The sequence below is a fragment of the Mycobacterium sp. genome (assembly GCF_049608025.1).
Classification (GTDB): domain Bacteria; phylum Actinomycetota; class Actinomycetes; order Mycobacteriales; family Mycobacteriaceae; genus Mycobacterium.
The window spans coordinates 1-15,276 of the sequence record NZ_JBMYXC010000022.1; the positions used below are offsets into that span (position 1 = coordinate 1).

General features: G+C 63.9%; 14 protein-coding genes. 8 read left to right on the top strand and 6 right to left on the bottom strand.

Annotated features, from left to right (window positions below; all coding sequences use genetic code 11):
• Positions 1-706: 706 nt before the first annotated feature.
• Entirely contained in the window at positions 707-1,117 is a 411-nt protein-coding gene (locus tag ACPGXI_RS09535; protein ID WP_526652169.1) for a winged helix-turn-helix transcriptional regulator, read from the bottom strand.
• Between the two features lie 84 nt (positions 1,118-1,201).
• Between ACPGXI_RS09535 and ACPGXI_RS09540 the strand changes: the two genes are divergently transcribed.
• The 4 genes from ACPGXI_RS09540 (at position 1,202) to ACPGXI_RS09555 (ending at position 5,747) form a co-directional block, all read left to right on the top strand.
• Positions 1,202-1,951 carry an SDR family oxidoreductase gene (locus ACPGXI_RS09540; RefSeq protein WP_526652171.1) on the top strand — a complete coding sequence of 250 codons (750 nt, stop codon included), beginning with the start codon at positions 1,202-1,204 and terminating at the stop codon, positions 1,949-1,951.
• Positions 1,952-1,997: 46 nt separating this feature from the next.
• Complete coding sequence (locus ACPGXI_RS09545; RefSeq protein ID WP_526652173.1) at positions 1,998-3,035, top strand: alpha/beta fold hydrolase; 1,038 nt, start codon at positions 1,998-2,000, stop codon at positions 3,033-3,035.
• 31 nt (positions 3,036-3,066) lie between these two features.
• Positions 3,067-3,273, top strand: a complete 207-nt coding sequence (locus ACPGXI_RS09550) for a hypothetical protein (RefSeq protein WP_526652175.1) — start codon at positions 3,067-3,069, stop codon at positions 3,271-3,273.
• Between the two features lie 731 nt (positions 3,274-4,004).
• A complete protein-coding gene (locus ACPGXI_RS09555; RefSeq protein ID WP_526652177.1) occupies positions 4,005-5,747 on the top strand; it encodes a carboxylesterase family protein in 1,743 nt (580 codons plus the stop codon).
• Positions 5,748-6,192: 445 nt separating this feature from the next.
• On the opposite strand, the gene ACPGXI_RS09560 is transcribed toward ACPGXI_RS09555, so the two are convergent.
• Complete coding sequence (locus tag ACPGXI_RS09560) at positions 6,193-7,401, bottom strand: osmoprotectant NAGGN system M42 family peptidase (protein ID WP_526652254.1); 1,209 nt, start codon at positions 7,399-7,401, stop codon at positions 6,193-6,195.
• Between the two features lie 393 nt (positions 7,402-7,794).
• Here ACPGXI_RS09560 and ACPGXI_RS09565 point away from each other — a divergent pair, with 393 nt between their 5' ends.
• Positions 7,795-8,349, top strand: a complete 555-nt coding sequence (locus tag ACPGXI_RS09565) for an FKBP-type peptidyl-prolyl cis-trans isomerase (RefSeq protein ID WP_526652256.1) — start codon at positions 7,795-7,797, stop codon at positions 8,347-8,349.
• A gap of 99 nt (positions 8,350-8,448) precedes the next feature.
• On the top strand, positions 8,449-9,165 hold the full coding sequence (locus ACPGXI_RS09570; protein WP_526652179.1) for a polyamine aminopropyltransferase: 717 nt from the start codon (positions 8,449-8,451) through the stop codon (positions 9,163-9,165).
• A gap of 73 nt (positions 9,166-9,238) precedes the next feature.
• On the opposite strand, the gene nagA is transcribed toward ACPGXI_RS09570, so the two are convergent.
• From nagA to ACPGXI_RS09585, 3 genes are read right to left on the bottom strand one after another with little or no spacing between them, the layout of a single operon-like run.
• Positions 9,239-10,435, bottom strand: a complete 1,197-nt coding sequence (nagA, locus tag ACPGXI_RS09575) for an N-acetylglucosamine-6-phosphate deacetylase (RefSeq protein ID WP_526652181.1) — start codon at positions 10,433-10,435, stop codon at positions 9,239-9,241.
• 1 nt (position 10,436) lies between these two features.
• The gene (gene nagB, locus ACPGXI_RS09580; protein ID WP_526652183.1) at positions 10,437-11,222 is read right to left on the bottom strand and encodes a glucosamine-6-phosphate deaminase; all 786 of its coding nucleotides are present in this window, start codon (positions 11,220-11,222) and stop codon (positions 10,437-10,439) included.
• Positions 11,223-11,229: 7 nt separating this feature from the next.
• The gene (locus ACPGXI_RS09585; protein ID WP_526652185.1) at positions 11,230-11,700 is read right to left on the bottom strand and encodes a PTS sugar transporter subunit IIA; all 471 of its coding nucleotides are present in this window, start codon (positions 11,698-11,700) and stop codon (positions 11,230-11,232) included.
• A gap of 137 nt (positions 11,701-11,837) precedes the next feature.
• Between ACPGXI_RS09585 and ACPGXI_RS09590 the strand changes: the two genes are divergently transcribed.
• Positions 11,838-13,403, top strand: a complete 1,566-nt coding sequence (locus tag ACPGXI_RS09590; RefSeq protein ID WP_526652187.1) for a PTS transporter subunit EIIC — start codon at positions 11,838-11,840, stop codon at positions 13,401-13,403.
• Positions 13,404-13,470: 67 nt separating this feature from the next.
• Positions 13,471-13,836, top strand: coding sequence for an Hsp15 family ribosome-associated heat shock protein (gene hslR, locus ACPGXI_RS09595; protein WP_526652189.1), 366 nt, complete (start codon positions 13,471-13,473; stop codon positions 13,834-13,836).
• Positions 13,837-13,851: 15 nt separating this feature from the next.
• Here the strand turns inward: hslR and ACPGXI_RS09600 are convergent, their stop codons facing one another.
• Positions 13,852-15,216: an NAD(P)/FAD-dependent oxidoreductase gene (locus tag ACPGXI_RS09600; RefSeq protein ID WP_526652191.1), complete on the bottom strand. Its 1,365-nt coding sequence runs from the start codon at positions 15,214-15,216 to the stop codon at positions 13,852-13,854.
• Between the last annotated feature and the right edge of the window lie 60 nt (positions 15,217-15,276).

The following is a 15,276-nucleotide window of genomic DNA, read 5'->3' on the forward strand; positions in this document are numbered from 1 at the left end:
TGGATGCTCATCCGGAAAAAACGCCGCTTCGGGCGCCGCTTTTTCCGGGCCGGTGCGGGCGTTTCTTCCGACTCTGAGTCTGTTGTCTGTTCCGACGTCAAACGATCTCGATTCACTCACGGGCAACAAGAACGGGGACTAGGTAGCAGACTAGCCTGCGGGTGCAGCAAGAAAGGCTCTATCCGAGAGCTGGACTGCCACCTGCGCTGCCCGGCCTGCCCAGCGCAAAGGTATGCAGGCTTGCGGGGATCGTTGAGGCTGTGCCGAATTCACCGGTGTCGGCGCTTCGCGTCGACGTAGCATTCAGACGCAGTATTCATCCAAATTCTAGGAGCGTTGAGGCGGGTCTTACGTTACTCGGCAACCCCAGCTGCCCGCCGGTGACCCGAAAGGCCAACAGGATCAACCCCATTCAGAGATCGCCCACTCGATCCTTGGCATTTGCCGAACACAGGCGCTCAACCGAAATCACACCAACAGCGATGGCGAATGGGTGCATCGAGGTTTAGCTGCTGGCTGTCCTCGGACTCCGCGCGCATCGGTGGACGATCTTGGTCCCCGATAATCAAGGCGGCTTCTAGTTTGGCTGCGACAGTGGGCGCTGCGGCGGTCAGTCTGCTGATCTGCGTCCTGATGGGCGGGATGTCGCGCGCGTCCATAGCCCCCGATCTTCCCTCCAGGCAGGGGTTCCGGGTCGAGTCGGGTGTCACGCTCTGATTGCGGCAGCATTTTCTCGTGCCGCCGATTCCAGTTGGCGAATGACCGCATCCCGATCGGCTCGAACCGACTGGGCCGCGTCGGCCCGTCCCGGGGCGCCGGTGTTGGCGTCACCCCAGACGAGCAGGTCGACCAGAACGGGGATGAGTCCCATCGCGCGCTCGGTCGGCAGGTAGGTGCGCCGGCGCCGATCGGCCTCATCGACACGGCGTTCCAGGAGTCCGGCCTCGACCAGACGGTCGAGTCGGTCCACCTTGATGTTGGTCGCGATGCCCTCCTTCGCCGCGATCTCTGAGAACCCGTATCGATGGACGAGGAGGATGTCGCGCAACACCAAGAGTGTCCACCGATCGCCGATGAGGTCCAGCGTTGCGGCGATGGGGCAATCGGATCGCCTCATGTAGCGAGTATCCAATATTGCCTTGCATTCAGCAAGTGACCTTGTTAGCTTGCAAGAAGCAAGGCAATTGAGGACGGGACGAGAATGCGATTCAACGGGCAACGGATAGTGATCACCGGCGGCAGTTCGGGCATCGGCCTGGCCATGGCCCGCGCTTTCGCCGACCAGGGCGCCACGGTCATCATCACCGGCCGAACCGAGTCGACGCTGCGGCAAGCGGCTTCATCGCATCCATCGATATCCGGGGTGCGGTGTGATGTCTCCAACAACCATCAGGTTGTCGCCCTGCGCGACGCCGTCGAATCCGAAGGCGGCGTGGACATCCTGATCAACAATGCGGGCGTCATGCTTGCCTTCGACGTGACCAAGGATTTCGCCCTCGAGAAGCAGCTTCACGAGATCGCCATCGACGCGGCGGGACCGGTCCGTTTGGTACACCACTTTCTGCCCGGCATGCTCACCCGGCCCTCGGTTCTGGTGAATGTCAGCTCCGGACTGGCCTACGTTCCCTATGCCGCCGCGCCGGTGTACAGCGCCAGCAAGGCGTTCCTGCACTCGTATACCCAAAGCCTGCGCGCACAACTTGCCGGCACCTCGGTGCGGGTCGTGGAGCTCCTGCCTCCGGTGGTGGACACGCCCTTGGCAACCGAACTGGACCCGTCCTTTTCCAAGATGGCTCCCGAGAAACTCGCGTCGGCCTTTCTTGATGACCTCGCCCGCGGAAAGAACGAAATTGCACCGGGGCAGTCGACTCAGCTCAAGTGGTTGAGTCGCTTCGCACCGCGGGTGATCTTCGGCCAGCTCAACAAGAATCCGCGGGGGCAGGCGGCCTGAACACCCCGGCCCGGCATCGACGGACTCGACGGACGAGGAGCACCCCATGACACCGGATCTGCCGCCCGACGTTTCGGCGGACGACGCTGACATCCGGTGGACGTCTTCCGGCCGGCCGTTCGTGCGCACGCCCGACGAATGCTTCGCCGACCTGCCCGACTACCCGTGGGAGCCGCGCTACGCCGAGGTCGACGGGCTGCGGATGCACTACGTCGAGGCCGGTGATCGCGATGGCGAGGTGGTGTTGTTGCTGCACGGTCAGCCCGATTGGAGTTACCTGTACCGGAGCATGATCCCGCTGCTGGCCGCGTCCGGCACCCGGGTGATCGCCCCGGACTTGATCGGTTTCGGTAAGTCCGACAAGCCGGTCCAACTCGCCGACTACCGCTTCCTGCAGCATGTCGCTTGGACCGAGGAGTTCATCGACGTGCTCGGCCTCGACGGGATCACCCTGGTGGTGCAGGACTGGGGTTCGCTCATCGGGCTGCGCTGCGTTGGCAACCGACCCGATCTTTTTGCCCGGATCGTGGTCGCCAACGGCAACCTGTTCGTGCTGCCCGAAGGTGCGGCGATCCTGAGCCTCCCGGACACGTTGGAACCGCAGGATCTCGAGTTCCCCGACGTGATCGGCCCCGGCGGCGGGATGGACCTGTTCCAGGCCTGGGCGACCTATGCGCTGGTCGGCAAAAGCTTCATGCCGTCGGTGCCGATGCGGGCCACCATCCAAGCTGCCATCACCGATGCCGAACTCGCGGCCTACGACGCACCCTTCCCGGGCCGGATTTACATGGCCGGTCCGCGGACCTTTCCGTCGCTGGTCAACACCGTCGGCGATGTGCCGACCAACGAGGCGGCCCGCGCCGTTCTCGATGCATTCGAACGTCCGGTACTGGGCTGTTTCGGGCTGCTCGATCCGATCTTCGGAACCCCCGATTCGATCGCCGCGACCCGCGAACGCATCGCTGGTGCAATCGGCCAACCGCACCACGACTATCCCGATGCCGGGCACATGATCCAGGAAGACGTCGGTGATGATCTGGCGGCTCGAATCGCCGAATGGATCAGCGACACCTCACCACGCTGAGCACGCCTGCTACCAGCGGGTAGCCGCCGTCATGGGTGAAGATGGTGCGCGGATTGTCGACCAGCATGGTGGTGATCTACTCCTCGGTCACCCCGCGGCGCGGTGCAAGCAGCACGTCGTGGTGGATGTGCAGCGTGGTGGATGTGCAGCGTGGTGGGCCGGCACCATCCAGTCGGCGCGGCCGCGCTCGCACATCGTCGCCCCGATATCGACGTGGTATTCAAAGCCCAGGATGTAGTCCAGACCGAATGTGGAAGTGTCGGTTCTTGGGTCGGGGGATAAATCGCAGAGCTCGGCCAGGTACTGTTCCCGAGGGGAATATGTAGTAATCGAATGTGCAGGGCTGCGGGTAATCCCGTTCCCTATCTGGTTGCGGCGCAGTGTATTTCACAGCGATGCCGGTTGGCCGGTCAACTATGTTCTACCCGGCAGCCCAGATGTTTTGGAACCGGCACTCCTTCCCTCCCCCGCCATTGGAGCTCCAGCGCGATCCGCAACGCAGGCGTCGACGTGGCGCATCTCGTCGAAGCTCAGGTACCTGAAGCTATCCCCTAGACTTCGCCCAGCGGCCGACAGGCGTTGGATATCGGACTCCAGTACGTTCCGCCTGAGCAGTTCAGCGGGACCGTGGCCAACGGCGGCCTACAGATGTTGGCGACCGGATCCCACCACTTGCCGTCCGTGCAATTCAGCGGTTGGGCGGAGCTGACTGCCGGGTTCATCAGCGACATGGCCGCGATTGGCGCAAGGGCAGCTGTCAAGATTGCCGAGCGACGATTGAGTTTTGTCATTCCCTCAGGATGCCCTATTCGAATCCCCCTGGAAATGATCTAGGCGCCTGATGTTGGAGACGGTCACGGGGTAGGTGCCCAAGGGCCGGTCCTCGAAGTTGCGTGGGGGCGGCCGCGGGAGCGCTCTCGCCTGGGATGCGGAGTTACCTCTTTGGCCTGCCGCCGGTACCGTTGGGCCATGGCAAGAGCGAGACAACTGATCGCAGTATTCACCCTCGCAACGCTGGTGCTCGTAGCGTGCGCTTCCGACCCTGGTCCGGGCCAGGCGGTGTCTCCATCTGAGGATCGGGCGTGTGATGCAGAGGTGCAAACCGTAGACCTGGGCATCGGAAGTGTCTGCGGTATAGTGTATTCCAACCAGCAAGACCAGCGCTCGCACGCCTATCTTGGTATACCCTACGCACAGCAACCGGTGGCCGATCTACGGTGGAAGGCGCCCGAGCCGCTCGGTTCCCTGGGCGGGAATCCCTTCGCCGCAACAAAGTTCGGCAGCGAGTGTGTGCAGCCTTCGGCGGAGCTCAGTGGATACTCCGGCTCCGAAGACTGTCTGTTCCTCAACGTTTACCGGCCGACCGATCATACTAAAACCGCTCTGCCCGTGATGGTTTGGATACCTGGGGGCGGTTTCATCGTGGGTTCGGGCAGCGAGCCGGTCATGAACGGTACAGCTCTCGCGAATCAAGACGTCATCCTCGTTACCATGAATTACCGCCTGGGATCCCTTGGATTCTTGCGCTACCAAGGCAAGGACGCCGCAATCGACGGCAACTTTGCGATCTTGGATCAGCAGCTTGCCATGCAGTGGGTCAAGGACAATATTGAGAGCTTTGGCGGAGACCCTGACCGGATCACCCTCTTCGGTGAGAGCGCCGGATCCATGTCCACCGGGCTCCATCTCTTCTCTGTTCCCGAAAGCAACGACCTATTTCGGGCGGCGATCATGGAGTCCAACATCATGAGTGTGCCGTACAACACGCCTCAGCAGGCGGCGGATAACGGTCAGGACTTCATCGAACTCCTCTGTGGTGCCTACTCTGGAGACGAAAGCTGCCCGGCAGACGGCCAATGGCTACGTTCGCTGTCCACGCAGCAGATAGCCCAAGCTCAAAACCTGACATTCCCGGCGGGCGGCATCGGTGGCCTGTTGGTTCCCGGAATGCGAGCGGGCACAGCCTGGAATGCCACTATCAACACCAAGCCGGTCACTGGGCAACCCATTCAAGGATTCAACGAGGGTTCCGAACCTAAGCCGTACGTCTTTGGCGTGAACCGCAACGAAGGAGTTTTCTTCCTCCCGGCCTCGTCCACCATGACACCCGAGCAATACGAACAGGCAGTGGTCCAAACATTCGGCGCCTCTCTAGCTCAAGAAATCATGGCCTACAGCGAAGACGGAAAGCGGCTCTACGACCCTGCCGGATACCAACCACTGCCGGTCGGCGGGATGACCACTGCCAGCCAGGCTCTCGGTCAGCTACAAACCGACTACGGGGTTGCTGCGGCAAACATGAAGTCCGCCTCCCGGGCATTGCCACAGCTAGAGGCGGCGGGGCTTGCGTCCTTTGGTTACCACTTCCTGCAACACTCAAGATTCAACTTCGCCGGCATGGAGCGCTGCAATCCGCCGTCGGGGAACATCTGCCATACGACCGAAATGCCTTACGTCTTCTCCAACTTCCTCAAGAAGACCGCGCTCGGCGCGTTTGAACCCGCCGAAGACGTCACCGATGCGGACAAGGCACTGGCCGACATGATGACGCAAGCCTGGGCAAACTTCGCCAAGAACCCCGATCAAGGCCTCGGCTATCCGAAACTGACGAACGCGAACAGCGACGAGTACGTCCACTGGGATACACCGGTCACCACCGGGAACCTGATCCCGAAAGCTCGTTACGATTTCTGGGAAGCCATCCTGCCCTGACCGAAACACTGGCTAGCCTCGCCTCGCCCGAGGACGGACCCGCTTGATCAGAATCACGCCTTGATCAGAGTCACCTTGGTGGCGCGCTCGGATCAGACGCGGACCACAGGTGGCGGCTCCAAGGTGCCGTCGAGCGCTTCGGGTGCGGGCCAATAGAGGTGCGGGCCAATAGATACGCATCGCCAGATAGAAGCGCTCCTGCGGTGCCGGCAGCCAGCGATCGCAGCAGGTTCTTCAGGGGACAGACGATCACCTTCAGCGGATCCTCGACGATGGTGCTTGAGTCGGCCTTCGACGGCATCGCATTGGCGATGCTGCCACTCCCCCCAGCCGAAACTCATCACCATTGCCCACGTGCTGACCACGAGCCGTCTTGCCGCCGCACTCTTCGAGCAAGTGCCCGCACTTCGACGGGGTTGCGTTGATCAACGCAACCGTCGACGGCTTAACGCCCGGTCGACGGCCACGTCGAACCCGGCGACGCATCGCTGGGTTCGGTCTGGTCTCCTCGGGACAGCGGCACCCACCGTTCGCTCGGTGCAGGCTGTTTCGACGACGGGAAATCGCGTAGGTTGCCCGACGGATCGGCGTCCCACCCGGCGAATGTCAATGGTGTCTGCAGCCAGGCGTACAGCAGGTTGTACGTCGCCTCGAGCGAATCAATATGGGTACGTTCCCAGCCGTGGCTACCGTCGACGCCGAACCCGACCAGGGCAGCCCGGGTGCTTGCCCCCGCCTCGATCGCAGCGGCGGCATCGGAACGGTAGTAGCGGAGAACATCCCGCGCGAACGGAATCCCCCGCTCTTCGGCGAGGCGGCACAGATTCCGGGTCAGGTGATAGTCATACGGGCCGTGCAGATCGGACATCGGTACCGTCACGCCATCTTCGATGGAGTGCTGGCCGGGCGCACATACCGCATTGTCCACCGTGATCATCTCCGCGATGCCCGGCGGCAGACCGGAACTGGCTCCATAGCCGACTTCCTCGGCGATGGTCACCATGATGGTGGTGCGGTGCGGCAACACCACCTTTTTCTCGGCGATGTGCTTGATCAACGTGAGTGCGACCGCGACGCCGGCCTGGTCATCGAGGTGACGGGAAACGATGAAGCCATCTTCGGTGAGAACCGGGCTGGTGACCAACGCGACGAAGTCACCGACCTTGATACCGACCCGGGCCAGATCCTCCGGTGTGGACACCTTGCGGTCCACCCTGATCTCGACGTGGTCCCAGTCCGTGGGTTGGGTATCCACCTCGTCGCCGAATGCGTGCCCACTGGCCTTCAGCGGCAGAATCGTGCCGGTGATGAATTGCTCTGGGTCGTCGCAGAAGACGCGGACACGAGCACCCGCGGCGAATCTCGCCGAGAAGGTGCCCACGGAAGTAATCGCGAGGCGGCCGTTCTCCTTGAGGCCGCGCACCATGCAGCCGATGGTGTCAGCGTGAACCACCAACGCTCGGTCGGTGGTTGCCGATTCGCCCGGGAGTTCAGCGATCAGCGCCCCTCGGCGGGTCAGCGAGAACGGCACACCACAATCATCGAAGATCCCACCGATCAATTGCATTACCGCGTCGGTGCGGCCGGTCGGGCTCGGGGTCTGCAGTAGTGCCAGCAGTGTGTCGACCATCCACGTTCGGTCGGATGCGGGCATGGCTTCGGATTGGCGCACGGTGCCTCATTCGCGGTTCTTGGGGGTCGGGTCCAATCTAGCGAGCAGTCGGCGGTGATCGCTGCTGATTGAACCTCTGGTCACCAGGCTGCTGCGATGCCGGGCAGGACCCAGAAGACGCGCAGTGATCGAACATGGCGTCCACCCGGTAAAGCTGCTTTCGCATTTCACCAGACACCGTTGATTTCGATGGTTCACGTTACCTTCGCTCGTTAACACGTTGCGGCGCTCATTGATTCAGAGCGACGAGTATCGCCGCCGACCCGAACGATTTCGTCAGCGGCTCGGTCGCCGCACGCTCCTGCTGACTCGTCCGGGTCGACCGCTGGGCTACGGAATGCAAGATGTAGCGTGGCCACCGTGAACTCCTCTCGTATGTCTTCCCCTGTCGTGCTCGCAGCCGGTGCCCTGTCGCTCGCACTGATGCTCGCCGCATGCGGTTCGGCCACCGAAACCGCAACCGCAGCCAATTCATGTCCGACGGCCGCGCCGGAGAGCGGTGGCACACCGGACTGGACGTTGCCTGGAACCGTCGGCAGTGTTGCGGTCACCGCGCCTACGGATACCACGGCGCCGAACATCAGCGTTGACGCGCCATTCAGCGTGGCTGAGACCCAAGTGCATACGCTGCAGGCCGGTGACGGGCCTGCCGTCGCAGACACCGCCACCGCGTCGGTCTGCTACCTGGGCGTCAACGGACGCGACGGAGCTGTATTCGACAGCAGCTATGCACGGGGCACCGCGGCTGAATTCCCACTCGACGGAGTCGTGCCCGGCTTCCAGAAGGCGATCGCAGGACAGACGGTCGGATCCGCTGTCGCTGTCGCAATGACCTCTGCCGACGGCTACCCCGCCGGTCAGCCAGGCGCCGGAATCCTGCCGGGTGACACGCTAATTTTCGCGATCAAAATCCTGGGCGCCTCGAGCTGACAGCGGTGACCCCGGCGAGTTGGCTGCTCCGCGGCCGGGGCAATGAGCTGGGCGCTCACCAGCTCGCCGCAGCGTGATGGCGGGCTATCATCTCTGTCGATGAGCGCGCATTTCGAGGAGTTGGGCTGGCGGCAGACTCCGATGGGTGTGATCAGCTTGCGGCGCAGATTCGACCTCTCGGTGCGCACCGATATCTATGAGGTCAAGCTCGATGACGAGTATCTGATGTCGAGCCTGTTCACCGAAGCCGAACGGGAACTGGCGAGACTGGCTCTGGCGAGAACGCCGGGATCGGGCCTCGATGTGCTCGTCGGCGGTCTCGGTCTCGGTTATACCGCTCAAGAAGCATTGGCATGCAATCGGATTCAGACACTGACCGTCATCGAGTACTCCGAGGCGGTCATCGATTGGCACGAACGCGACCTGCTACCGGATACGACTGGTCTGGCCGCCGATAGCCGCGTCGCCCTGACGCGGGGGGACTTTTTCGCGGCCGCCGCGAGCACGGCGGGGTTCGATCCGGAACATCAGTGCCGATCCTATGACGTGATGCTGCTCGACATCGACCACTCGCCCCGCCACCTGCTGCACGAGCCACACGCTGACTTCTACACCCATGGTGGGCTACGCGGGGCATCCGCACATATCGTCCCAGGCGGCACTTTCGCCATGTGGTCCGACGATGAACCGGACGAGGATTTCACCGCGGTACTCGAATCCGTATTCAGCGACGTCGAGGTCCAGCGAGTGTGGTTCGACAACCCGCTCACCGGCGGCCGCTCGGCCAACACTGTCTATCTCGGGACCCGGGGGTGACGGGCAGGGCCTGGCTCAACAACCGAACTGGGTAACGCTACGGAGATTTGGGGCTTGGGTTCACGCCACCGCGTTACGCAAGATCGGTACGACGGGCAGCAGGATCGACGTGCTGGTCTCGCGGCAACTGGCAAGGCTCGCGCACCCACTTCCCTCGGTGCAGTACGCCGACCACGGCCAGGTCGGTATCGAGGACCACCAGGTCGGCGTTGGCGCCGGACACCAGACCCATGGCCGGCAGGCCGAGCGCTCTGGCCGGGTTGATCGATGACTGTAGGACTGCTCCCAGCACCGCCTCGTGGGCGGGTAGCCCGCTGTGGGTGACGGCGAATCTGAACAACCTGTCCATGGTGGCCGTGCTCCCGGCGATGGTGTCGGTCCCGGCGACATGGGCCCGGCCGTCGACGACATCCACGGCCAGCGAGCCAAGACGATAGCCGCCGTCGGCCATGCCGGCCGCGGCCATGGCATCGGTAACCAGTGAGACTCGATCTAGGCCCACGCTGGCGCTGACGTGGCGGTAGAGCGGTGGCGCCACGTGCACGCCGTCGGTAATCAGTTCCACGGTGACGCGCCCATCCTCCATCAGGGCGATCGCTGGTCCCGGTTCCCGGTGATGGATCGGCCGCATCGCGTTGAACAGATGCGTGCCGACGGTGGCGCCGGCCCCGATCGCTGCGCGGGCCTGTTCATAGGTTGCCTCGGTATGACCGATCGCGGCCACCGCGCCCGCATCGACGACGCGACCGATGGCCGCCAGCGCACCATCGCGTTCAGGCGCCACCGTGACCATCCGGATGGTTCCGGCACCTGTAGACAACACAGTGTCCAGTTCGGCGGGATCCGGGTCACGGAGCAGCGAGGCATCGTGCGCGCCGCAACGTTGGGCGGCAAGCCACGGTCCTTCCAAGTGAATCCCCGCGATCAGCCCGGCCCTGGTCTGATCGGCCAGTTCAGCGACCTGCCTGTGTAATTCGCCGGGGCCGGCAGTCACCAGGGATGCGATCAATGTGGTGGTGCCGTGTCGAAGATGCAGCCGCACTGCCGCCGCTGTCTGGGCAGGGGTTGCGGCCGAGAAGCTGGCGCCGGCTCCGCCATGAACATGGGTGTCAACGAAACCGGGCACCACCGTTGCTGCACCGAGATCCAGGTCAGCGGGTCTCGGCGGCGGTCCGGCGCCCACCGCCTGCAGCACGGGGCCGGACAGTTCAATCCAGCCCGGCCGCAGGGACTCCCAGCCGGTCACCACGGTAGCGGCGGCGATCAGCACCTTAGATGTCCTGCCAATCCGGTTTGCTGCGGTACGCCTCTCGGTAGTAGCCGATCAACAGCAGGCGTCGCGCCGCGGCGTCGTCGAGGAGCACCGTGACGTGGGGGTGGTGCTGCAGGATCGTCGCGGGCCACAGCGCACTGACGGAGCCCTCCACCAGATGGTGTACCGCCTCGGATTTGGCTCGGCCGGTAGCTACGAGCACCACGTGCCGGGCGGCCATGATGGTGCCCAGACCCTGGGTCAGGCAGTGCGTGGGAACGGCATCGAGATCGTCGCCGAAGAACCGTGCGTTGTCGACCCGGGTCTGCCGGGTCAGCGTCTTGATGCGGGTGCGAGAGGCCAGCGACGAGCCCGGCTCGTTGAAGCCGATGTGCCCGTCGGTACCGATGCCGAGAACCTGCAGGTCGATTCCACCAGCTGCGGCGATTGCCTGCTCGTAGGCCGTGCACGCCGCCGGGATGTCAGTCGCTAGCCCGTCCGGGCCCTGCACGGCCCCGGCAGGGAAATCGACTCGCGACACGAACACCGTGTTGATCACGTTGCGGTAGCTCTGCGGGTGATGGGCCGGTAGGCCGACATACTCGTCGAGGGTGAACCCGCGGGCCTGCGCAAAGCTGATCTGCCCCGCTGCGCAGCGGCGGGCGAGTTCGTCGTAGATCGCCAGTGGCGACGATCCGGTGGCCAGGCCCAGCACCGCCGTGGGCTTGCGCTTCAGTAACCGGCCGACGGCGCCGGCGGCCACTCCCCCGATTTCCGTCGCGTCCGACTGGATCACCACCTCCATAGCTGTCCTACTTTTCAGCGGTGAAGAGGGTGTCGCGCGGGGTGATGTCGGCGCCCGTGCTCACCGCCGGTGAGACCGTGATGTTCTGCGGCTCCCGCTCATCCATAACCACCACCGGCACAACGGGGTTCAAGCCTGCCGCGACGACTGCCGGGACGTCGTAGGTGATCACCACCTGACCCGCGCTGACGGTCTCACCCTCGTTGACGTGCTTGCTGAATCCCGCTCCGTTCAGCCCGACGGTATCCAGGCCCAGGTGGACCAGAACGCCGAGGTTCTCCGTGGTCATGATGACGTACGCGTGAGCGAGCAGCTTGAGCAGCTTGCCGCTCACCGGGGCGATGGCGTCCACTACTTCTCGCGGTGGGTCGATCGCGGCGCCATAGCCAACCATGCCCTGGGAGAAAACCGGGTCCGGAACGTCGCACAGGGGAATTGCCCGGCCCGTCACGGCCGCCCGCACTGATGTTCTGCTCATTGCTTGACCCCTTTGTCCCACCCGTTCGGCCCAGGATAGGTACCCAAACCTGGCTGCGGTGCCGGAAAGGCGGCCCCAGGTGTACTGACCTGGATTATGCTTCCGCCCAACTGCGGCGAGAAGAGAGATAACTCCATATGAGCGACACGACGAAATCTGAAGGGAAGGCTGAGAAGTCGGGTCGTCACATCCCAGGATTCGCGCAGCTGCAGCGACTGGGCAAGAGTTTGATGCTGCCAATCGCGGTCCTGCCGGCCGCCGGCATCCTGCTGAGACTGGGGCAGGACGATCTCCTGGGCCGAATCGAAACCCCGGTCATCGGACCTTTCTTCGATGCCATGAGCGCCGCCGGCGGTGCCCTCTTCGCAAACCTGCCGCTGTTGTTCGCGGTCGGTGTCGCGATCGGATTCGCAAAGAAGGCAGACGGTTCCACCGCCCTGGCTGCTGTCGTCGGGTATCTGGTCATGGACGAGGTTTTCACGACGATGTCGCCGATCGTGCTCGTCGGTGAACTCGACAAGGCAGGCGAACAGGCGCAGATCAACTACAGCGTCTTTGCCGGCATCGTTGTGGGTTTGATGACCGCGGCGCTGTTCGACCGCTATCACACCATCCAATTACCCTCCTACCTAGGCTTCTTCGGCGGCAGGCGGTTCGTGCCCATTGCGGTGTCGTTGGCCTCGCTCGTCCTCGCCTTCGGCATGAGCTATTTCTACCCGCTGTTCGAGGTCGGGCTGACGTCGCTCGGCCAATTCGTCGGCGGTGCCGGTGCGCTCGGGGCATTCGTCTACGGATTCGCCAACCGAATGCTGATCCCGTTGGGCCTGCACCACATCATCAATTCCTTCGTGTGGTTCCTTTACGGGGACTACCAGACTCCGGACGGCACCGTCGTCACCGGTGAACTCACGCGGTTCGCCAGCGGGGATCCGACGGCGGGGATTCTGACGGCCGGGTTCTACCCGGTCCTGATGTTCGGCCTGCCGGCCGCGGCGCTGGCCATGATCCACGTCGCCAACAAGCGACAGAAGAAGATCGCAGTCGGCATCCTGTCAGCCGCGGCGCTGACGGCGTTCCTCACCGGTGTCACCGAACCGTTGGAGTTCGCATTCATGTTTGTCGCGTTCCCGCTGTACATCCTTCACGCAGTGTTGACCGGGCTCTCGCTGGCCATCGCCTACTTGCTCGACATCCATCTGGGATTCTCGTTCTCCGCGGGCCTGATCGACTTGCTGCTCTACGGCACTGCGCCCGCTGCTAAGAACATCCCGTTGCTCATCGTCATGGGGTTGGCGTTCTTCGCTCTCTACTATGTGTTGTTCCGGTTCGCGATCACGAAGTGGAACATGCCGACCCCCGGACGCGAACCCGCTGCGGAGTTCGAGGCCGAGGAGCTAGCCAACCTCGGCGAGGGCGCCGATTCGGTGACCGCCGTCGCGGCGACCGGGCAGACCAGGACCGATACCAAGCCTGACACGAAGGCCGAGCAACTCATCGCCGCGTTCGGTGGACGGGAGAATCTGGTGCGCGTGGACGCATGCATCACCCGACTGCGCATGGAGGTTGCCGACACGGGCAAGGTGGACCAAGCGCGGTTGAAGGCTCTGGGAGCAGCAGGGGTGATCCAGGTCGGCAGCAGCGTGCAGGCGGTCTTCGGTACGCAGGCTGAGGCATTGAAGAGTGAGATCCAAGACGCCTTGTAGACCCGCTGATCTGCTCGGCCGTCAGGTCGATCACCCCTGAAGGTTGCGTTCAGGCCATGATGGGTTCATGGATGCGACCCGGGTGGACCGGTGGTTGTGGGCTGTGCGGCTGACCAAGACCCGGCCCGACGCCGCTGCAGCCTGCCGGGGCGGACATGTGCGAATCAACGATCGGCTGGCGAAGCCGTCGAGCATGGTGTCCCCCGGTGACGAGGTTCGCGCGCGGGTCGGTGAGAGAACCCGGATCGTCCAGGTGCTACGGGTGATCCAAAAGCGTGTCGGCGCAGCCGATGCCGTGAGTTGCTACCTCGATCGAACACCTGCGCCTCCGTCGACTTCCGTCAGTCCGGTGGCGGCCCGTGATCGCGGTGCCGGGCGGCCGACCAAACGGGACCGTCGGCAACTGGACAGGTGGCGAGCAGGCCAGCGGTGAGTTCGACAGACCTGCCTAGCTTTCCGGCGGCGCCTCTGCGGGTAGCCGGTTGCGTTGGTCCTTGCTGGCCGCCCAGGTGTATCTCTGCTCGGAAACGGCGTGACTGTCACCGAGCATGAAGGCGCGGTTGTAGCGGCTGCCCCGGGCGATGGTCGCCAGCCATGTCGTCACCGTACCGGCGCGATTGCGCACCCCGGTGAGTACCGCGATGTGGATGAAACCCCAGGCCAGCCAGCCCAGGAAGCCCGCAAGTTTGACGGGGCCAACCTGCAACAGCGCATTTCCGCGGCTGATGTAGGCCGCCGAACCGAGGTCGCGGTATCGGTAGGGTCGGCGGGATCTGCCCTTGAGATCGCGGCGGATGCAGCGGGCGACGTGCAAACCGCCCTGCATTGCGTTCTCGGCGACGCCCGGCAAGCCGTCACGACCGACGAGATCACCGATGACAAAGACCTCGGGATGTCCGGGAACTGACAAGTCGGATTGGACGTGGATTCTGCCGCAGCCGTCCGACGGGGCGGCTAGCACATCGGCGATATGTCTTCCGAAGGGCACCGCTTCGACGCCCGCTGTCCACAGCACGGTCCGGGCCGCGTACTCCTGGTCCGGGCCGCCGGCCTTGGGGGTGACCGTCACTCCTTCTCGGCAGACATCGGTGACGTGCACACCCAGCTGCAATTCCACGCCGAGTCGTTGCAGTGTCCGGGTGGCGTTGCCCGTCAGGTCCGGCGCGAAGGTCTTCAGTACGCGATCCCCGCCGTCGAACAGCAGCACCCGGGCGTCCTCGGGATCGATACTGTGGAATTCGTTGGCCAGCGTGCGCGTCGCCAGCTCCCGGATCTGTCCGGCGAGTTCGACGCCGGTGGGACCGGCACCGGCGACGGCGAACGTGAGCCAGCCGTCGCGCTCGGGCCCGGGTGGCAGCGTCTCGGCGATCTCGAACGCGGTGAACAGCCGCTGACGGATGCGCAGCGCGTCGTCGAGAGTCTTCATCCCGGGCGCCCACTGCGCGAACTGTGGATTCGCGAAGTAGGACTGCTGCATCCCGGCGGCGATGACGAGGACGTCGTAGTCCGTTGTGAAGGTGGTGTTGTCGGGTCGGCGCGCTGTCACCCGACGTGAGGCCGCATCGAGCTCGGTCGCTTCGCCGAGCAGCGTGGTGACGTTGCGGTGCCGGGCGAATTCTTCGCGCAGCGGTCGGCTGATGTGACCGATGCTGAGCGTGCCGGTGGCGCACTGGTAGAGCAGCGGCTGGAACAAATGCCCCGCTGCGCGATCGAGCAGGGTCACATCGACGTCGGCGCCGCCCAACCTGCGCGCACAGAACAAGCCACCGAACCCTCCGCCGATGATCAGCACCCGTCTTCGGCGATCGCTCATGAGTGCGACGCTAGCCCGCCCCCGGATTTCCCGACAACCGTTCTGGCAATCGCGTTCATG